Raw genomic sequence first — 581 nt, 5'->3', positions numbered from 1 at the left:
TTGTTCAGTTAAAAACCATCGATCACTCCGAAGATTGGTATCACCATTTTGTCACAACAGTGAGTGATTTCCCTGAGGTGATGGAGTTTTATCGTATGGCCGGCGAGTATGACTACATGATGAAAGTGCTGGTGAAAGATATGAAGTGTTTTGACGAGTTTTATAAGCGCTTAGTGAATAGTGTAAAGGGGCTCTCTAACGTGACTTCAACATTTGCAATGGAGTCGATTAAATATACCACTGAGTTGCCAATTCGAAGCTAATCTAAGTTTACAGTTACTGGAATAATAGTTGTTACTGACGAGACATTAAAATGGAATGTAAGAGTGACATTATTCCAGTTTTAAAATACAAATCTCTTTTATTAAATATAAACGAGATTCGTTCTTGCTTTTATTTGTGTATTAGATAATTATGTTTTTCTAATCTGTTAATGTCCATACAGCATAGCCCGCCAAAAATTAACGCAATTTTTCTTCATTATTTTTCCTGTTTTATTTTGTTGAATATTCACTCTTTCTAAATTAATCAATTACATTAATTTAAACGTTTGCTTCGCGTTTTTTCGGGTAATTTTCTCG

General features: G+C 33.2%; 1 protein-coding gene. It reads left to right on the top strand.

Translation table 11 applies throughout. The annotated features are described in order from the left end of the window. On the top strand, nt 1-263 hold a 263-nt coding region (locus tag R7093_RS26790), incomplete at its 5' end, for an Lrp/AsnC family transcriptional regulator (protein WP_318147221.1). Nucleotides 264-581 lie beyond the last annotated feature (318 nt).

It is taken from the genome of Vibrio sp. 1580 (genome assembly GCF_033340055.1).
The sequence above is the reverse complement of the archived record's forward strand: the minus strand, read 5'-3'. Positions and strand labels throughout refer to the sequence as shown.